The organism is Bacillus timonensis, assembly GCF_004799755.1.
Lineage (GTDB): Bacteria > Bacillota > Bacilli > Bacillales > Bacillaceae_L > Ferdinandcohnia > Ferdinandcohnia timonensis_A.
The window spans coordinates 112378-131460 of the sequence record NZ_SLUB01000003.1 but is presented as its reverse complement, the minus strand read 5'-3'; the positions used below and the strand labels follow the sequence as shown (position 1 = coordinate 131460).

The following is a 19083-nucleotide window of genomic DNA, read 5'->3' as shown; positions in this document are numbered from 1 at the left end:
AAAATGGAAGAGTGATAGTTGTGAATTGGATAAAAAGATTACTACAATTTTTTAAGGCGGACGATGAAGATCCAATTGAAATGAATACGACTCAAATCCGACAAAATAAACATATCGAAGCGAAAGTTACATACGAATACCCAAAGGGGAATTTTCGATTTCCGGTCATTCCTGATCAAGAAATCAGAAACACAGAAAAGGTACAGAAGAAGCGGACTCAGCAAACAAGTACCTCACATCCAAAAAGGAATACGAATCCTAAACCCGTTGTGAAGGTAAAAGAGAAACAACCATTTCGGCCAACTGAAACGCCTTCCCCAGTATTTGGTCTAAGTAAGCCAAAGCCTCATGAAGCAATAGAGTTTGAACTTCCTTCAACACCTATCACGGATACAGAATCAATTGCTAGGGCATGGAAAGAAGCACAAGAAGAAGTGGCTCCCACAATTCTGCGTACTGAGCAAGCCAAGCCTAAACTTCAAGTTGTTTCCGATGGAGATAAGCAGCTAAAGGTTTCCAGCTTTGCGGATCAATTAATAAGGGAAGAAGATGCTAAGGTAGAACCAGATTTAACAGAGCCATCCACCTTAAATGCTAGTAGTGAAGAAGCACCGATTCAGGTTCCAAGTCAAGATGCTAGTAGTGAGGAAACACCTATACAGGTTTCAACCCAAGATGCTAGTAGTGAAGAAGCACCAATACAGACTTCTTATATGGAAATGCCTGCGGTTTCTGTTGAGTCGAAATTGATAGAACAAGATATGGTAGAAACTGAAAGTATGATAGAAGAATCAATGCAACCTGCTGAAGATATGGAAAATATGGAAGAAAGTGCGGAACCTAAAGCGGAAGCAGTCGAGGAAACCGTTGAAGTTGATATGGATGTTCCACCTACTGAACAAATACAGAAGGAAGAACAGACTCGTTCGGAGCCGAGAAGGTCCCATATTCCTTTTAATGTTTTAATGTTTAAAAAGGACAAACAGAAACTGTCGCAAAAGGAAACGAGACCAGTAAGTCAGCCAGAACCTAAAGAACCTATCGAATCTGATAGAAAACAGGAACAACCGATCCTGCAGGAAACATCTATACAAATGGAACAACCAAAACAGCAAGAATTAGAAATGCACCCACAAGACGAAGAGCCGCTCTCAAGCTACTCGTTTCCGGGGCTATCTTTTTTAAATGCACCACCTGCTGAGCAGCACGATGACAGTCAGTGGCTTTTGGAACAGAGAAATATTCTAGATCAAACTCTACGAAATTTCAAAGTGGGTGCAAAAGTAGTGAATGTAACACAGGGTCCGGCTGTTACTCGTTTTGAAGTGCATCCTGAACCTGGAGTAAAAGTAAATAAAATTACAAATCTATCAGATGATATTAAATTAAGTTTGGCGGCAAAGGATATTCGAATTGAAGCACCAATTCCAGGGAAAAATACAATTGGTATTGAAGTGCCGAATAAAAAAAGCAAGCCTGTCCTTTTAAAAGAAATTATTCAAAGCTCGGAATTCACATCGAATCCATCTCCATTAACCGTGGCAATGGGTCTCGACATTTCGGGTAAGCCGATTGTGACAGATTTGCAAAAAATGCCACATGGATTAATCGCCGGTGCGACTGGTTCTGGTAAAAGTGTTTGTATCAATGCAATGCTTGTAAGTTTACTTTATAAGGCTTCTCCAGATGAAGTGAAGTTACTCTTGATTGATCCAAAAGTGGTGGAACTTGCGCCATATAATCATATTCCACATCTTGTAAGTCCTGTTATTACGGATGTGAAGGCCGCAACGGCTTCTCTTAAATGGGCTGTAGAGGAAATGGAAAGAAGATATGAATTATTTGCCCATACTGGTGTTCGTGATATTGGACGATATAATGAAATGGTGAAGAAATATGATGAAAAAAGTGGTAAGCTTCCATATCTCGTCATTATCATTGATGAGTTAGCAGATTTGATGATGGTTGCTCCAGGAGACGTGGAGGATTACATCTGCCGTATTGCCCAGAAAGCAAGAGCGTGCGGAATTCATTTGATTCTTGCGACGCAACGACCATCTGTTGATGTCATCACTGGACTAATAAAAGCAAATATTCCAACACGTATCGCATTTTCAGTATCTTCACAGGTAGATTCTAGAACAATCATCGATTCAAGTGGGGCAGAAAAGCTACTTGGTAAAGGGGATATGCTATTCCTTGAGAATGGTTCATCAAAGCCATTTCGTGTTCAAGGGAATTTTGTTTCCGATGATGAAATTGAAGCCGTTGTTGATTTCGTAAAAGCCGAAATGAAACCAAGCTACATGTTTGAGCAAGACGAGCTTTTAAAGAAGGCTTCCATTTCAAATGAAGAGGATGAGTTATTTTTAGAAGCTTGTGAGTTTGTGTTAGAACATGGGGGAGCTTCTACATCTAGTGTACAACGACGATTTAGAATAGGCTATAATCGTGCAGCTCGCCTCATTGATATGATGGAGGATCAGGGAATTATCTCTGAGTCCCGTGGCAGTAAACCGCGTGAAGTTTTAATAACGGAAGAAGAACTAGCGGAGATTTATGAAGGCTGATAACGTTTGTTATCGGTCTTAAGTTTTTTTAGTTAAAAAAGCCCTAAAACTACATAGCCAAAGGTTATTTCTATGCCCCAACGTTCATAATAAGGATAACTCACCCCATAATGCTTCTTAGTATGTGGGACTTACTACATATCTTCGACGAAATTCTAGTCATTTTTTCGTAATGGTCTTAACCATTGATTAGTGCTATAATGAAAAAATGTGAGATGATTGTATATTACATAAAATTCATTAGCACCGATCTCAAAATCATGGGTACAATTATCAAAACTAGATGAATTTCATATACTGTCTTACAGATAGACATTGTTGGAGGTTCTTTATATGACAGTTTACCACTTCGTTGGAATCAAAGGTACTGGCATGAGTTCATTGGCACAGATACTTCATGACATGAATTATGAAGTTCAAGGGTCTGACCATGAAAAATTTTATTTCACACAAAAGCCCTTAGAGGCACGAGGAATAAAAATATTGCCCTTTAATCAGGACAATATTCATGAAGGTCTGACGATTATTGCCGGGAATGCCTATCCTGATACACATGAAGAAATAGCAAAAGCAATTGAAATGGAGTTACCTGTTATTCGATACCACCGTTTCTTAGGTGAGTTTATGAAACAATATACGAGCGTTGCTGTAACAGGATCCCATGGAAAAACTTCTACGACAGGCTTACTTGCGCATGTTTTGCAGGGTGCAGAGCCAACTTCTTATTTAATTGGTGATGGAACTGGGGTTGGATCCGAGAATAATAAAAACTTTGTGTTTGAAGCATGTGAATACAGACGACATTTCTTAAGTTATCATCCTGACTATGCGATTATGACAAATATCGATTTTGATCATCCAGATTATTTCGCAAATGTTGATGACGTATTTAATGCCTTTCAAGAAATGGCACTTCAGGTGAAAAAGGGAATTATTGCATGTGGAGATGATGAGTACCTTCAAAGCATCCAAGCAAAGGTTCCGGTTGTTTTCTATGGATTTGGTGAAGAAAATGATTTTCAGGCACGTAATATTAAAAAGAGCACGGAAGGTACGACCTTTGATGTGTTTGTACGTAATACATTCTTTGCTACTTTTTCAATCCATGGATATGGAGATCATAATGTATTAAATGCTTTAGGTGTAATTACACTCTGCCATTATGAGAATATTGATGTGTCCATTATTCAAGAGCGTTTATTAAGCTTCCAAGGTGTGAAGAGAAGATTTTCCGAAAAGCGAGTGGGAGATCAAATCTTAATTGATGACTACGCACATCATCCAACAGAAATCAATGCCACTATTGAGGCAGCACGGCAAAAATACCCTGACCGTGAAATAATCGCGATTTTTCAACCACATACGTTTACAAGAACACAAACGTTTTTAGATGACTTTGCGACAAGTTTGGAAAAAGCGGATCAAGTATATCTTTGTGATATTTTTGGATCAGCCCGCGAGAATAAAGGTGAACTTTCAATCGTTGACCTACAAGGTAAAATTCCTGGAGCTGAATTAATGAAAGAGGATAATACTTCAATACTTAAAAAACACGAGAACAGTGTGTTGATTTTTATGGGAGCAGGAGATATTCAAAAATTTCAAGACGCGTACGAAAAGGCTTCTGTTTAAACAAAAAAGATCTTTGCGATTTAATTTCGCAAAGGTCTTTTTTTAATTATTTTAGATTTTCTGGATTTAATGGTTCAAGCTCTGGGATGACGAAACGGCCATCTTTTCGAATGAGTACATCATCAAAATAGATTTCCCCACCGCCATATTCAGGTCGTTGGATATTAACCATATCCCAGTGGATATTTGAGTTATTGCCGTTGTAGGCATCATCGTAGGCTTGACCAGGTGTGAAGTGGAAGCTGCCATCGATCTTTTCATCAAATAGAATGTCCTGCATTGGATGTTGGATATATGGATTTACTCCGATTGCAAACTCACCGATATAACGTGCCCCTTCATCTGTGTCAAGAATTTTATTGATACGCTCTGTATCGTTCGCTGTTGCTTCAACAATTTTTCCATCCTTGAAGGTTAGAGAAACATTTTCAAACGTAAAGCCTTGATAAGGTGATGGCGTATTATAGGTTAGGGTACCATTGATTGAATCACGGACAGGTGCCGTATATACCTCACCATCAGGAATGTTCATTTCGCCAGCACATTTGATAGCTTTGATACCTTTAATAGAGAAAGTAAGGTCAGTACCTGGTCCAGTAAGGCGAACCTTATCTGTCTTGTCCATAAGTTCCACAAGGGCATCCATTGCATGGCTCATTTTTCCATAGTCTAGGTTACAAACATTAAAATAAAAATCTTCAAATGCCTCGGTGCTCATTTTTGCAAGTTGCGCCATTGAGGAATTTGGGTAACGAAGAACGACCCATTTTGTCTTTGGTACACGAATTTCACGATGCACCTTTTTACCGACTGTATTTCCTTCAATTTTCATTTTATCATCCGGAACATCTGCTAGTTCATTAATGTTATCTCCAGAACGTAAGCCGATATAGGCATCCATCTTACTCATCACTTTTGCTTCAAAATCTGCTTTCATCTCAAATTGCTTTTCCTGTGCTCCAAGTAATAGCGCACGGTCAACTTGATGGTCCTTTAATGATACAAATGGATACCCACCTGCTTTATATGCTTCATCAATTAACGCGATCACAAGTTCACGCTGTAAGCCAAAGTTTTCAATTAGTACTTTTTCACCTTCTTTGAGGCGGACAGAGTAATTAATTAAATTTCGAGCGAGTGTTTCAATACGTGGATCCTTCATGTTTATTGCCTCCATATCCTAATTGCTTATGTATAATCTTATTGTAACCTAATAGAAGAAAATTGTTTACTAAAATTCCGTGAAGGATTTTAAAAGGAAATGTCGAAACTTTAACATTAGGGGTATATGATTAATTATCGGAAAGATGGGTAAGAAAGATATAGGAGGTGCACCAAGATGATTCTGATCGTTTACATAAGTGTTGCAGTAATTGCAGTGGCCTTTTCAATATTAGTTGTTTATCTCTCTAGAACACTGAGTTCACTTCAAAACACATTGGATAATGTGGCGGGAACTTTATCTGGGTTAGAAAAACAAATGGAAGGTGTCACAAGTGAAACGACGGCACTGTTGCATAAAACAAATAAGCTTGCAGAAGATATTCAGCAGAAGTCTGAAAGCCTGAATACAGTTGTAGATGCTGTTAAGGATGTCGGAACTTCATTGCAACGCTTTAATCAATCAGTAGGAAATGTGACAGAAGAGGTTGCTGTACAGCTGGATAAAAACAAAACCAAAATCTCACAAGTTGTTCAAGTTGGGAATGCTGTTATAGAGATGTGGGATAAATGGAAAGATAAGAAACAAAAGCATGATAAACATTTTTCGAATTAAAGAAAGGGGATTCCAATGGGAAAAAATAGTGGTTCAACCTTTATTCTTGGAACAATTGTAGGTGCAGCAGTTGGAGCTGCAACAGCACTATTTCTAGCACCAAAAACAGGACAGGATTTACGCAAACAGATTAATGACCAAGCCTCTGTTGTAAAGGAAAAAACAAATTCACTTTCTAAAACCATTTCCGAACAGTCTAATCAAATTTTAACAAAAGTAAAAGATTTTAAAGCTCCTACTGGTCAACACAGCGAGGAACCAGAAGTTGCTTTAGCTACAAGTACAACTTCAACTTCAGAAGATTTGAATCATGTTGGGGATCATCCTAAAAATGAAGAATTATTCCAAGAAAAGCTTGCTGAAGCACAGCAAGCCCTCACAGAAGCCGAGAAGAATACACAAACAAATGAGTAGGAGAGATGGAAAGATGGGGAAAACAAAGATTGAGACTATTGAGGAATTCAACCAAGTTCTTGAAAAAGAAAATACATTTATTTTAATCAAGCACAGTTTAACATGTCCCATAAGCAAAGCCGCGTTTGATGAGTATGAGCAATTTGTTGCAGAGCATGAGGATGTACCCACATATTATCTTTATGTTCAAGAAGCTAGAGAACTCTCTACTTACATTGCGGAACACTTTGAAATTAAACATGAATCACCACAGGCACTTCTATTTGATGATGGAAAGGTAAAATGGAATGCCTCACATCGAAGTATTACAAAACAATCACTAGTCGCAGCAGGCGAATAAAAAAGAGTCCATGGCTCACATAGCCATGGACTTTTCTATTTTTATGAAATGGACTTTTCTGACCAAACAATATCTAAATGATCCCCTGGTGACAGGACATCATAAAATGTGCATTCTTCTCCATTTTTTAATAGCTTAAACCTCCCAATTGAACCTGTAGGTAATTGGATATCGACGAAGCGAAATAGATCCTGAAAAATAAAAGGTTCCACTTCTTTTGTTCTCATTTGGAGTTGATCACTGTGTTTAAGAATCTCATCTTCATGAAGAATTTTTCCATTACGATAAAATTCATGTAACGGCTTTTTCAAGGATATCATTTTCTCTTGAAAGAATACTTCAATTGTATAGTCCAATTGAATTTTTTGTATTTCTGCAAATAAACGTAAGGTTGGGGTTGTCCCCGGTTCTATTTCAAAGGAATCCTCATCCATAAATGGTGAGTGTATGGGGAACTTTACTCCGTTTTTTGTTAATTTATTAGAAAATTGTTCTACCTGTATGTTTTCCTCGTTTAATGAAATCGTAAACTCATTTATTAACTCATCATGGAATGGAATGCTTCTTGTCTCGATCATTTCTTCAATCGTTTCAGGAAAATAAAACGAAATTTCATCATGGTCTTGGACAATACTTTCAGGACTAGCTAATTTGTGATTTTGCTTAATAGTAGCTGTTATCACTATTTCTTTGCCATTTATGTAAATTCTTTTTTGAGGAATAACGTCAATCAGTTCTTTAATCATCACGGTTGCTTTTACACCGTCTTTTCCTTTGCTAACCACGATTTCATCACCATTTGTAATTTCATCCTCAAATGAACATGGTGCTCCATTTTTTAAAAGGACAGGAGGTTCCCCGTATCCTCCAGGAATAGTGATGGTCTGGTGGTTTACCTTTACAATCATCGCCAACCCAGGTTTTCCATATAACGTATGCAGCTTTATTCCGGCTGCTAGTAAGCTATCTCCAACAGTTAAACGTTTCATTTCAAAAAGTCTCACTGATTTTTGATTGACTATTACGTTGACATAGTGGACAGGTGATAGGCTCGATGCAACAGCTATTCCAATTGGTGTTACGAGTTCAGGACCTTTCTTGATGTTCTCCGTCATCTCAATCTGATTAATGGCATCAATACCGCGAATCGCAACACGATTTTCTGGCAATCCAAGTGAGTTCGCAAGTCTTTTTGGAAGGTCCGGCGTTAAGCTACCTCCACCAACGAGCATAATAGCCTTAGGCGATTTATTTTTATTTAAGCTTAGGATCTCACACTGAATGGATTCTGCTAATCGATCAATTGAATCAGAAATTTTTTCAATCACTTCTTGCCTGTTGATTTCAGATTCAAAGCCAAGAATGTCGACGACTCGAATGGTGTCATTAGCTAATAAATCACGTTTTGCTTGCTCGGCTAATGGAAAGTCAAGGAGGAGTTGGTCACTAATGGCTTCTGTTATCTCATCCCCAGCAACTGGTACCATTCCATAAGCAACAACGGTTCCTTCATCTGTAATAGCAATGTCAGAAGTCCCTGCACCAATATCAACTAACGCTACGTTTAATCTTCTCATTGATTGTGGAATGAGAACATTAATAGCAGCGATAGGCTCAAGCGTTAGTGCCTGCATATCAAGTTTTGCTCGATTTAGTGCCGATATTAATGATTCAATACTACCTTAGGTAGGAAAGTCGAGATGATTTCAACGCTGGCTTCATTTCCTTGCTGGTCAATTAAGCTCCCTATTTCTTGATTGTCCAAAAAGTAGTGAATGACGGAGTAACCTACACAATAATAATCATGACTTTTTTCGGACTGATTTTTTTCGGCTAATGCATATTGAGCCTTTTGGACAGCACTTAACTCTAAATGTAAAATATCTTCCTTTTGAATCAAAGGCTTTGAAGAAATTTGTATGGTTTCTTTAGAGCGTTCTGTTTTTAATGATCTTCCTGCAGCAGCAACAGCTGCTTTTGTTAATTTACCATGCTTTACCTCTAGTGTTTCTTTAATGTCACATATTACATTAGAGACAGCTACAATATCATGAATTTGCCCATCAACCATCGCTCTTTCCTGATGTTCACGTATGACAATGTCTATTATTTTATAGGAGGAGCCTGTTTTTTCGACAATAAGTCCGACTACAGAGTGTGTCCCAATATCGAGTGCAAAAATTGTTGATTTTTTTTCCATTATGTATTCACCTATTATTTTTAAGAGTCATATTATACTTTATTGCTTAAAAGCGTTTAAGTAATAAAAAAATTCGTGACAGTTCGAACGATTTCGTTTATAATGAATTTTAATTACTTGAAATGTACCATATTTTCATTTAGATTGCGACATATAGCTTGTGAAGAAAGGAAGAGTGAGATGAGTAAAGCAGAATTGGATAATCTTCGTGATAGAGTTGAAGAAATTAATCTTGAAATTCTAAAACTTATTAGCGAACGTGGTAAATTGGTTCAAGAGATTGGAAAAGTAAAAGAGACACAAGGTGTTAATCGTTATGATCCGGTTCGCGAAAGAAAAATGTTAAATAATATTTTGGAGCATAATGAAGGACCATTTGAAACATCAACCATTCAACATATCTTCAAAGAAATCTTTAAAGCAGGTCTTGAGATACAAGAAGATGATCATCGCAAAGCTCTCCTTGTTTCACGTAAGAAAAAACCCGAAGATACAATTGTAGATATTAAAGGTGTTAAAATTGGAAATGGTGCACAGCAATTTATCGTTGGCCCTTGTGCAGTTGAAAGCTATGAGCAAACAGCTGCAGTTGCAGCAGAAGCGAAAAAATACGGCTTACGATTACTTCGTGGCGGAGCCTTCAAACCAAGAACATCCCCTTATGACTTCCAAGGATTAGGGCTTGAAGGATTACAAATTCTAAAACGTGTTGCAGATGAGTTTGATATGGCTGTTATTAGTGAAATTGTAAATCCAGCAGATATTGAAGTTGCTTGTGATTACATTGATGTCATTCAAATCGGTGCACGTAACATGCAAAACTTTGAATTATTAAAGGCAGCAGGTTCAGTTAAGAAACCTGTATTATTGAAACGTGGATTGGCTGCTACGATCGATGAGTTCGTAAATGCAGCTGAATATATTATATCTCAAGGAAATGACCAAATCATTCTTTGCGAAAGAGGTATCCGTACTTACGAAAAAGCGACTCGTAATACTTTAGATATTTCTGCGGTTCCAATCTTAAAACAGGAAACACACTTACCAGTATTTGTTGACGTAACACATTCAACTGGACGTCGTGATTTATTATTACCATGTGCAAAAGCAGCTCTAGCAATTGGAGCAGATGGTGTCATGGCGGAGGTACATCCAGATCCAGCAGTTGCTTTATCAGATTCAGCGCAGCAAATGGATTTTGATCAATTTGAAAAATGGATTACAGAACTTAAAGCATCTCAAGCTGTTCGTGTATAACTTTATTTAGTCGGGGTTCAGACCCCGACTAAATAAACTTAAAGCCTCCGGCGGATGCCTCAGATTTTTTAGAGGAAATTTTTCAAGCTTAGGATCAAAGACTAAGAACGCCACTTCCTGTGGCAACGTCTTTGTGACCCACATCGTGTGGGCCTAAAAAAATCTGGGCGCAAATACGCCAAGGCGCATTTGATTTTTCATGAAAACCTCCTACTACTATAGTGGGAGGTTTTTTTGAGCTTTTTTTTAACGAAATTGTTAAAAAGTGCACAAAGTAATTGCCCTAATAAACTAAGTAGCGTATGATAATCTACATAAAGTAAGCAAATATGACATTTGTTTGTATAAAAAAGTTCATACTACATATAAGTGGTAACTTGAAATAAGGAGTGCTGTCAATGAATGTGACAATTTATGATGTTGCAAGGGAAGCCAATGTTTCAATGGCAACCGTATCACGTGTTGTGAATGGTAACCCTAATGTAAAACCAACAACCCGAAAAAAAGTACAGGAAGCAATTGATCGATTAGGTTATCGTCCTAATGCTGTGGCTAGGGGATTAGCAAGTAAAAAAACGACAACAGTCGGAGTAATCATTCCAGATATCTCTAATATTTTTTATTCAGAGCTTGCACGTGGAATTGAAGATATTGCGACCATGTACAAATACAATATTATCCTTAGCAACTCAGACCAAAACAAGGATAAAGAATTTCATCTTTTAAATACAATGCTTGGTAAGCAAGTAGACGGTATTGTATTTATGAGCGGAAATATTACAGAAGAACATGTCCAAGAATTCGAAAAATCTCCTGTGCCAATTGTATTAGCTGCCTCAGTAGAAAACACAAACACAGTCCCAGCTGTGACAATTGATGTTGAGCAAGCATCATATGATGCGGTTACTGAATTAACTAAACGAGGTCATAAGAAAATTGCCTTTATTAGTGGGCTATTAAATGAACCAATTAATGGTGAAAAGAAACTAGCTGGTTATAAACGTGCAATCGAGGATGCTGGTCTTTCTTACAATGAAGAATATGTGATCGAAGGTGATTACACCTATGATTCTGGTATTGAAGGATTCGAGAAAATCCATGAATTAGATGACAAGCCGACAGCTGTCTTCGTTGGTTCAGATGAAATGGCATTAGGTGTTATCCATAGCGCACAAGATTTAGGCTATTCAATCCCTGAGGACTTTGAAGTGATTGGCTTTGATAATACACGCTTAGCGCTAATGGTACGTCCACAGCTTACATCAGTTGTTCAACCAATGTATGATATTGGTGCAGTGGCTATGCGATTACTAACAAAGTTCATGAACAAAGAAAATGTAGAGGAACAAATTGTGGTATTACCACATCGTATTGAATTTAGAAAATCAACAAAACAATAAGGTAAGAAGGAAACACGACGATTGCCGTGTTTCCTTTTTATTTATTACGAATCGGATAAAGGGTTTTTGTAACGGTTAGCGCATTTTTTTCCTCAATTTCTGATTTTCTAGGGATAGGTGGATAAATCGTCGGTTCATCGTCCCAGAATGAAGGAAGAGTTAACTTTGCCATTGGTTGCCATTTATTAATCCAATCAATTGGAAGGGGACCACCTATTTCCGATTTTTCAATCATTTCAAGCCAAATTAAAGACCATGCCCTTGGTACAACTCTCCATATATCATAGCCTCCGCCACCTACTGCAATCCAGCGACCGTCACAATACTGGTGGGCAAGTTTGTGGGCAAGCTTAGGAATTTCCCGATAGATTTTCATGGTGGCAGATAAATGGGTTAATGGATCATAATAATGAGAGTCTACACCATTTTGTGTAAAGATGACATCTGGTTTAAAAAATTCGGCTACCTCGGTAAAGGCCGTAGTGTAGGCGTGCAACCATGATTCATCCTCGGTAAATGCATCTAAAGGGACATTGAAGGAATAGCCGTAACCTTTACCTGAGCCCCTCTCAGTGACGTTTCCTGTACCAGGAAAGAGATACCGCCCTGTCTCATGTATGGAAAGTGTACATACTTCAGGCTCATCATAAAATGTCCATTGTACACCATCACCATGATGTGCATCTGTATCAACATAAAGCACTTTTACATTATATTTCTTTTGCATATAACGTATGGCAACGGCACTGTCATTATATACACAAAATCCGGAAGCTTTTCCCCGGAATCCATGATGTAATCCACCACCGAGATTAAGAGCATGCTTTGACTTTCCAGACATTACATGATCAACGGCAGAAAGGGTAGCTCCAACCAACAAAGCGCTCGCTTCGTGCATCCCTGGAAAAATGGGTGTATCCTCAGTCCCGATTCCATAACTATGTCCCACCTCTTCAGAGAGTTTACCTTCTCCGGCTAACTTGACTGCTTCGATAAATCTAGGGTCATGGACAAGCTCCAATTCCTCATCGGTTGCCATTCTAGGAGCTATAATATCCGAGTCATCTAACAAATTGATACTTTTGAGCAGATCATATGTAAGCTTTACCCTTGTTTGATTAAAGGGGTGGTCATCACTAAAACGATATGTTAACAATTGATCCGAATAGATAAAAACTGATTCTTTCGCCATGATTAAAGTCCTGGGAAGGATGGCCACATAACAGTGTAGCCTTCATTTTTTAGGTTTGTAATGATTTTATTCGGATTCATTGTTTGAACTCGTAGCACAAGTATTTTATAGCGGACATCTTTATCGGGATAAACAAGGACACTGTGAATATTAACATGATAATTTTTGATGATATTGACAACATCTGCTAGCGTACCTGCTTGATTCGGAACCTTAATTTCTAGCTGTGAGCCGGGTTGATTTGCACCAGTCAATTGTGCAAAGGTATGAAGTAGATCCGTCTCTGTGATGATTCCAACTAATTTTCCATTCGATTCAATGGGGAGACAGCCAATTCGATGCTGAGAAAAGACAGCGGTTACTTCTTCAACAAAATCAAGTGGATGCCCGGTTATCACGTCTTTTACCATAATCTCTTTAATGGGTGATTCAAGGGTTTTTTCCTCATTTGTAAAGTCCAGAATGGAGGGCTTGGCATCACGAAGATCCCGGTCACTTATTAGCCCAATCAGATGATGATGTTGATCTACGATAGGAATATGACGAATCTTTTTTTCATCCATCATTTTGATTGCTGTTGAAATGGTATCATCAGCTGATAACGTTGATACATTCTTTTTCATAATTTCTTCAATAATCATGTATATCCCCCTAAGCTTTGAACATCTTTTAATACATGAATCGATTCATGAAACGTAGCCTGTCGAATCTTTCGATGGTATCCTGATTAACCCGTTTTCCAATTCGTGCCATTAAACAATTGGCAGGATGTGAACTAATTTCAGGGTCGTCTGTTGCAAACCATTCAAGTCCACCAGCACTCATCATTTTTTCCATTACCTTCCGATATTCCCAGACATTAAGGCCAGTGCCTTTTAAGTCCCAGTGCCAATAATATTCAGTAGTTATAATTAGGTAGTCCTCCATGGCATCATCCATCATTGAAACAAATAATAGATTTTTTCCAACCTGACAGCCGCGAAACTTCGGAATAACTTCAATTGCACCTAACTCTATTAAATTATCAATCTTCCCCTCAGACCAACGTTCAAGCGGGTCTGGGTATAGATATGTAACATACCCAACAATGGTATTATGCTCCCTAGCAATAATAATCCTACCTTCGGGTAAATCTGCAATTTCTATCAATGCTTTATGTTGTTGGTTAGGAGTACGAAAAGCTACCAGGTCCTCGTGAAATTCATAGCTTGCAAGTGCCTCTCCAGTTATAGGACCCTCTATAATGAGCGTACCATGAGGGGTCTTTAGTTCCTTTGCGTTATATGTTTTCTTATGCTCCACAATGTCACCACCATTCTAAAGTCACTTTTCATTATACATGAATCTAGGAAAAATGAAGCGTTTTCAAATTTGTTTACACTAATTATACAATTTTCTCTAGGAATATTATATATATAAAATTTTAAAAATTGAGAAAAGAGAAGTTTTATTTTATAATAGAATAGTAAATAACTTACATAAAGGGGAAATGTGATGTGAAAGTGGAAGCGCTACCAGCAACAAAAGGAAATTATAATTTAAAAGATTATGATGAAGCTTATGCGAATTTTGATTGGACGGAAGTAGAATCAAGTTTCTCTTGGTCTGAAACAGGTAAAGTTAATATTGCCTATGAAGCTATTGATCGCCATGCTGAGGGTGTGAGAAAAAATAAAATTGCCCTTTATTACCGTGATTCAACTCGTGACGAGAAATATACATTTAAAGAAATGAAGGAATATACAAACCGTGCGGCAAATGTCTTAAAACAAGCTGCGGATGTTGAAAAAGGGGATCGTGTCTTCGTGTTTATGCCGCGTTCTCCGGAATTATATTTTGCTATATTAGGGGCAATTAAATTAGGAGCGATAGTGGGTCCGCTATTTGAAGCATTCATGGAAGGTGCTGTACGTGATCGTTTAGACGATAGCGAAGCGAAAGTGATCGTCACTACACCAGATTTAGTAGACCGTATTCCATTTAATGAATTACCTGCATTAAAACATATTGTTTTAGTAGGAGATAATGTTAAAGAAGATGGTCCTTTTATTGATTTTCTTGGTCGGTTAAAAACGGCAAGCAAAGAGCTAGAAATTGAATGGGTAGAACGAACGGACGGCATGTTATTGCACTATACTTCTGGTTCTACAGGTAAGCCAAAGGGCGTCTTGCATGTTCATAATGCGATGATTCAACAATATCAAACAGCCAAATGGATTCTTGATTTAAAAGAGGATGACATCTATTGGTGTACCGCTGACCCGGGATGGGTAACAGGAACCTCCTATGGGATATTTGGTCCTTGGCTAAATGGAGCATCCAATGTAATCGTAGGAGGACGTTTTAGTCCGGAAAACTGGTACCAAACCATTGAGGATTATGGAATTACAGTCTGGTATAGTGCACCAACAGCTTTTAGAATGTTAATGGGTGCAGGAGACGAATTAGTAAAACAATTTGATTTACGTTCATTGCGCCATATTTTAAGTGTTGGTGAGCCGCTAAATCCCGAAGTTGTTCGTTGGGGAGTAAAGGTCTTCAATTTACGCATTCATGATAACTGGTGGATGACCGAAACAGGCGCCCAATTGATTAGTAATTATCCTTGTATGGAGATAAAGCCAGGCTCTATGGGTAAACCATTCCCTGGAATTAAGGCGGCCATTGTCGATGATCAAGGCAATGAATTACCTCCAAATCGAATGGGGAACTTGGCCATTAAAAAAGGCTGGCCGTCTATGATGTATCAAATATGGAACAATCCATCCAAATATGAATCTTATTTTATGCCAGGTGATTGGTACGTATCAGGGGATTCAGCATACATGGACGAAGATGGCTATTTCTGGTTCCAAGGTCGTGTAGATGACGTAATCATGACCTCTGGAGAGCGAGTAGGACCATTTGAAGTAGAAAGCAAGCTTGTTGAACACCCAGCCATTGCTGAAGCAGGCGTTATCGGAAAACCTGACCCAGTACGCGGGGAAATCATTAAAGCGTTCGTTGCATTAGTTGATGGCTATGAAGCGACTGATGAGTTAAAAGAAGAAATTAGAGATTTTGTGAAAAAGGGATTAGCTGCACATGCGGCTCCTCGAGAAATTGAGTTTAAGGATAAACTTCCAAAAACGCGTAGTGGAAAAATCATGAGACGTGTTCTGAAGGCGTGGGAGCTTGACTTACCGACAGGCGACCTTTCTACAATGGAAAATTAAATATCATTACAAAAGAGGTGATCCAATGGACCACCTCTTTTTCTATTCTTTAATTTCCACCTTTATCATTGCCATTACCATTGTTACCCTTATTTCCGTTATCACCTTTGTTATCTTTATCGTTTCCTTCCTCTGCTGGAGGAGTAACGACTTCCACTTCTGGCTCTGGTTTATAGTCGCCATTCTTAACTAAAACTGAATTTGCAAGTGGCGTTTCTTTACCAGTGACATCAACGGCCGTAACATAATAGGCTCCAACGGAATTTCCAACATTAAATTGTAAATCCTTCGTCGCAGGAATACTTCCAATCTTTTTGAAATCTGCTGTAAAATTAGCAGCGCCATAAACTCGATACCCAATCACGTCATTGTGTTCGTGTTTTGCCCATCTTAAGATCCCAGAAGAAATGGAGGCACCATTTACTTGGGATGGAACAGATCCATTGTCTTTAAGTTCTTCTGTTTCAGTTATAACAAGATTCTTCCAACGATTATTTTTTGGAAGCAGTTGTTCAATAGCTTTTGAATCCTTCAAGTCGTGTTCCTCTAAAAATTCCTTCTTTATCATAATTCCTTCTTGAACAAATTCTTGTGGAGCACTTGCAGGAACTCTATAGGCTTTGCCGTCTACTTCAATGTACTTCCCTTTTACAAGGTTGTCATCAACCTTAGTTGGAACATATTTTGCGTTATAAATATCTGATTGAACTAAGCCAGCTTCCCGACATAAATCAGATGGAAGGAGACCTGAAATTCCACAATAGGAACGTGATACGATTCCACCAGGCATTTTAAAGTTTTCTTTTGGTTGTACAAGTTCAGGCCTAATATCATATACCGCGTTCATTTGTTGGGCCCATAGGAGAGTACTTCTTCTTGAATAGGATAGACCCTTATAGCTTGGAGGTATTGACTTTGGTGTATCATATCCCATCCAAAGGCCGAATGTTACATTCGGGTTTGTTGCAACAAACCATACGTCATGAGTGAAGTTTGTTGTACCCGTTTTACCTGCCCAGTCCGCTTTAAACTTTAAATATCCATTAAGCGATGAAGCAGTCCCGCCATTAATAACATCACGCATCATATCAATCGTTAAATAGGCGGTTTGTGGTGAAAATACATCAACAGGCTCACTTTCATGTTCGTACACGATCTCGCCATCGTTTGTAACGATCTTATCAATCATATAAGCATCTATAAACTTTCCCTCGTTCGCAAATGTCGCAAACGCATTTACATTCTCTTCGACAGAAACACCATATGTCATCCCACCGATGGCAAGTGCAGGTGCGTGGTAATCTTGTTCAACTAAGGAAGTGAACCCCATTTTTTCTAAAAACGTAATTGGTCTCTGATCAAACGCTTTTAAATATGTTTTGATAGCTGGAATATTCTTTGAGATTTGTAATGCATGTCTAACAGACATTAAACCATCAAAGTCGAATTTACCGCCCACGTTTTGTGGGGTGTAATTTCCATAGCTGAATTTCACATCGGCTATGACACTTCCTGGTTGTACTAATCCTAATTCCATGGCTGGTGCATAATCCAAAAGGGGTTTCATTGTTGACCCATTAGGACGAGGGCTTAGCGCATGGTTTGTTTGTTCACGTTCGAAATCACGTCCGGCTACAAAACTAATAATTTTACCTGTGCTATTTTCAATCAGAACAGAACCCGTTTCTTCCGGTTCCATCACTTTTTCCTTTTCACCTGTTTCCGTATCAATAACCTTATCTTCAGGTTGATCTGGACCAAAATATTGATAGTTTTTTACTACCTCTTGCATCGTGTCAAAAATTTCCTTGTCAATCGTAGTATGAATTTTATATCCATTTTGACGAAGGTTTTTGTCAGCTATTTCATGGTAGTGACTTTGTAGTTCTTTGTTCTCTTCAAGATCTTTTTCCTCGTATCCGTCGTCTTTAGCCAATTTTTTCATTAGAATATCTCTGGCACGCTTTTCTACTTCGGCAGTTAACCATGGATATTTTTCAGTAGGCTCTGACTTTGGTGGAGCAAAGTTTGCACGAACATCATACGCCAACGCTTCCTCATATTGCTGTTGGGTGATGAAGCCACCTGTAAGCATCCGCTCCAACACCGTTTTCATTCGGTTAAGTCCGGGTTCTATGTTTTCTTTTACTTTTCCTCCCTGATTTGAGAAGGGAGTATAGACATATGGGTTTTGTGGTAGACCGGCGATAAAGGCTGCTTGTGGCAGATTTAAATCCTTTGCATCTACACCGAAAATCCCCTGTGCTGCCGTTTGTACACCTGCAATATTTCGACCAGATGAATTACGGCCATAAGGAATAATATTAAGATATGCTTCTAATATTTCATTTTTATCAAAAAACTTTTCAAGCCGTAATGCAATTAAGATTTCCTTTGCTTTTCGATCAAACGAAACTTCATTTGAGAGAATTTGGTTCTTAATCAATTGCTGGGTGAGTGTACTTCCACCAGTTTGGATAGGTGAATTTGTCACATCCTGCACGATTGCACGTAAAATGGATTTGGGCACAACCCCATTATGCTTATAGAAGTACTGGTCTTCGGTTGCAATTACTGCATCCTTCACATATTGAGAAATTTCATCCAAGGATACTTCTTCACGCTGAAGGTCTGCTCTCAATTGACCAAGATAGATGTCGTTTGCAAAATATACTTCTGTATTTTCTTCATAATTATAAATATCTTTCTGTAAACTTTCATAGTCTCGAACAGGTTCGTCCTTTACTAGGGATGCAAAGTAACCAGCACCTGCCCCTCCTGCAAAGCCAAGACCGAGTATTGTGATGATAAAGAACAGTAAAAATAAATTCCATACAACACCATATGTAACTCTGACACCTTTACGGGTCTTCTTGCCAGTAATTGCTTTAGCTACTTTATTCGATGTGACTCTTTGCCAAAAAGAGTTAATTTTTTCAAATAGTTGTGATTTTTTAAAATTCATAATCATCCCCCTAAAAATCCAAGTTTATTATAGCATATACCATAGTGACTTTAGTATTTTTTTGTGAATTTCCAGTATTTAATTTGACAATATTAGACATAGTGTGATAGAAAAACCTTAT

Annotated in this window: 15 protein-coding genes; 8 read left to right on the top strand and 7 right to left on the bottom strand. The window is 38.2% G+C overall.

Features of this window, described 5'->3' with window-relative positions; translation table 11 throughout:
• Positions 1 to 20 precede the first annotated feature (20 nt).
• Both E1I69_RS02970 and murC read left to right on the top strand, forming a co-directional pair.
• The gene (locus E1I69_RS02970; protein ID WP_136378146.1) at positions 21 to 2570 is read left to right on the top strand and encodes a DNA translocase FtsK; all 2550 of its coding nucleotides are present in this window, start codon (positions 21 to 23) and stop codon (positions 2568 to 2570) included.
• A 333-nt stretch (positions 2571 to 2903) separates the two neighbouring features.
• Positions 2904 to 4202: a UDP-N-acetylmuramate--L-alanine ligase gene (murC, locus tag E1I69_RS02965; RefSeq protein WP_136378145.1), complete on the top strand. Its 1299-nt coding sequence runs from the start codon at positions 2904 to 2906 to the stop codon at positions 4200 to 4202.
• 46 nt (positions 4203 to 4248) lie between these two features.
• Here murC and E1I69_RS02960 read toward each other — a convergent pair whose 3' ends face one another.
• Positions 4249 to 5364, bottom strand: coding sequence for an aminopeptidase (locus tag E1I69_RS02960; RefSeq protein WP_136378144.1), 1116 nt, complete (start codon positions 5362 to 5364; stop codon positions 4249 to 4251).
• Positions 5365 to 5541: 177 nt separating this feature from the next.
• On the opposite strand from E1I69_RS02960, the gene E1I69_RS02955 reads away from it, so the two are divergent.
• Genes E1I69_RS02955 through ytxJ form a run of 3 tightly spaced genes read left to right on the top strand, consistent with a single transcriptional unit; the run spans position 5542 to position 6733 of the window.
• Positions 5542 to 5979, top strand: a complete 438-nt coding sequence (locus tag E1I69_RS02955) for a DUF948 domain-containing protein (RefSeq protein WP_136378143.1) — start codon at positions 5542 to 5544, stop codon at positions 5977 to 5979.
• A 15-nt stretch (positions 5980 to 5994) separates the two neighbouring features.
• Positions 5995 to 6393, top strand: a complete 399-nt coding sequence (locus E1I69_RS02950) for a YtxH domain-containing protein (protein ID WP_136378142.1) — start codon at positions 5995 to 5997, stop codon at positions 6391 to 6393.
• Positions 6394 to 6406: 13 nt separating this feature from the next.
• A complete protein-coding gene (gene ytxJ / locus E1I69_RS02945) occupies positions 6407 to 6733 on the top strand; it encodes a bacillithiol system redox-active protein YtxJ (protein ID WP_136378141.1) in 327 nt (108 codons plus the stop codon).
• A gap of 41 nt (positions 6734 to 6774) precedes the next feature.
• Here the strand turns inward: ytxJ and E1I69_RS02940 are convergent, their stop codons facing one another.
• Positions 6775 to 8367 carry a cell division FtsA domain-containing protein gene (locus E1I69_RS02940; protein ID WP_347561762.1) on the bottom strand — a complete coding sequence of 531 codons (1593 nt, stop codon included), beginning with the start codon at positions 8365 to 8367 and terminating at the stop codon, positions 6775 to 6777.
• Between the two features lie 29 nt (positions 8368 to 8396).
• Positions 8397 to 8933: a cell division protein FtsA gene (locus E1I69_RS25375; protein ID WP_347561761.1), complete on the bottom strand. Its 537-nt coding sequence runs from the start codon at positions 8931 to 8933 to the stop codon at positions 8397 to 8399.
• Positions 8934 to 9113: 180 nt separating this feature from the next.
• Between E1I69_RS25375 and E1I69_RS02935 the strand changes: the two genes are divergently transcribed.
• The gene (locus tag E1I69_RS02935) at positions 9114 to 10190 is read left to right on the top strand and encodes a bifunctional 3-deoxy-7-phosphoheptulonate synthase/chorismate mutase (RefSeq protein ID WP_136378140.1); all 1077 of its coding nucleotides are present in this window, start codon (positions 9114 to 9116) and stop codon (positions 10188 to 10190) included.
• A 398-nt stretch (positions 10191 to 10588) separates the two neighbouring features.
• Positions 10589 to 11590, top strand: a complete 1002-nt coding sequence (gene ccpA, locus E1I69_RS02930) for a catabolite control protein A (RefSeq protein ID WP_136378139.1) — start codon at positions 10589 to 10591, stop codon at positions 11588 to 11590.
• A gap of 37 nt (positions 11591 to 11627) precedes the next feature.
• Here the strand turns inward: ccpA and E1I69_RS02925 are convergent, their stop codons facing one another.
• From E1I69_RS02925 to E1I69_RS02915, 3 genes are read right to left on the bottom strand one after another with little or no spacing between them, the layout of a single operon-like run.
• Complete coding sequence (locus tag E1I69_RS02925; protein ID WP_136378138.1) at positions 11628 to 12782, bottom strand: acetoin utilization protein AcuC; 1155 nt, start codon at positions 12780 to 12782, stop codon at positions 11628 to 11630.
• 2 nt (positions 12783 to 12784) lie between these two features.
• Positions 12785 to 13423 (bottom strand): acetoin utilization AcuB family protein, encoded by a 639-nt coding sequence (locus E1I69_RS02920; RefSeq protein WP_136378137.1) that lies wholly within the window; start codon positions 13421 to 13423, stop codon positions 12785 to 12787.
• Between the two features lie 28 nt (positions 13424 to 13451).
• Positions 13452 to 14084, bottom strand: coding sequence for a GNAT family N-acetyltransferase (locus tag E1I69_RS02915; protein ID WP_116351784.1), 633 nt, complete (start codon positions 14082 to 14084; stop codon positions 13452 to 13454).
• A gap of 194 nt (positions 14085 to 14278) precedes the next feature.
• On the opposite strand from E1I69_RS02915, the gene acsA reads away from it, so the two are divergent.
• Positions 14279 to 15997, top strand: a complete 1719-nt coding sequence (gene acsA / locus E1I69_RS02910; RefSeq protein ID WP_136378136.1) for an acetate--CoA ligase — start codon at positions 14279 to 14281, stop codon at positions 15995 to 15997.
• 49 nt (positions 15998 to 16046) lie between these two features.
• Here the strand turns inward: acsA and E1I69_RS02905 are convergent, their stop codons facing one another.
• On the bottom strand, positions 16047 to 18962 hold the full coding sequence (locus tag E1I69_RS02905) for a transglycosylase domain-containing protein (RefSeq protein WP_136378135.1): 2916 nt from the start codon (positions 18960 to 18962) through the stop codon (positions 16047 to 16049).
• Between the last annotated feature and the right edge of the window lie 121 nt (positions 18963 to 19083).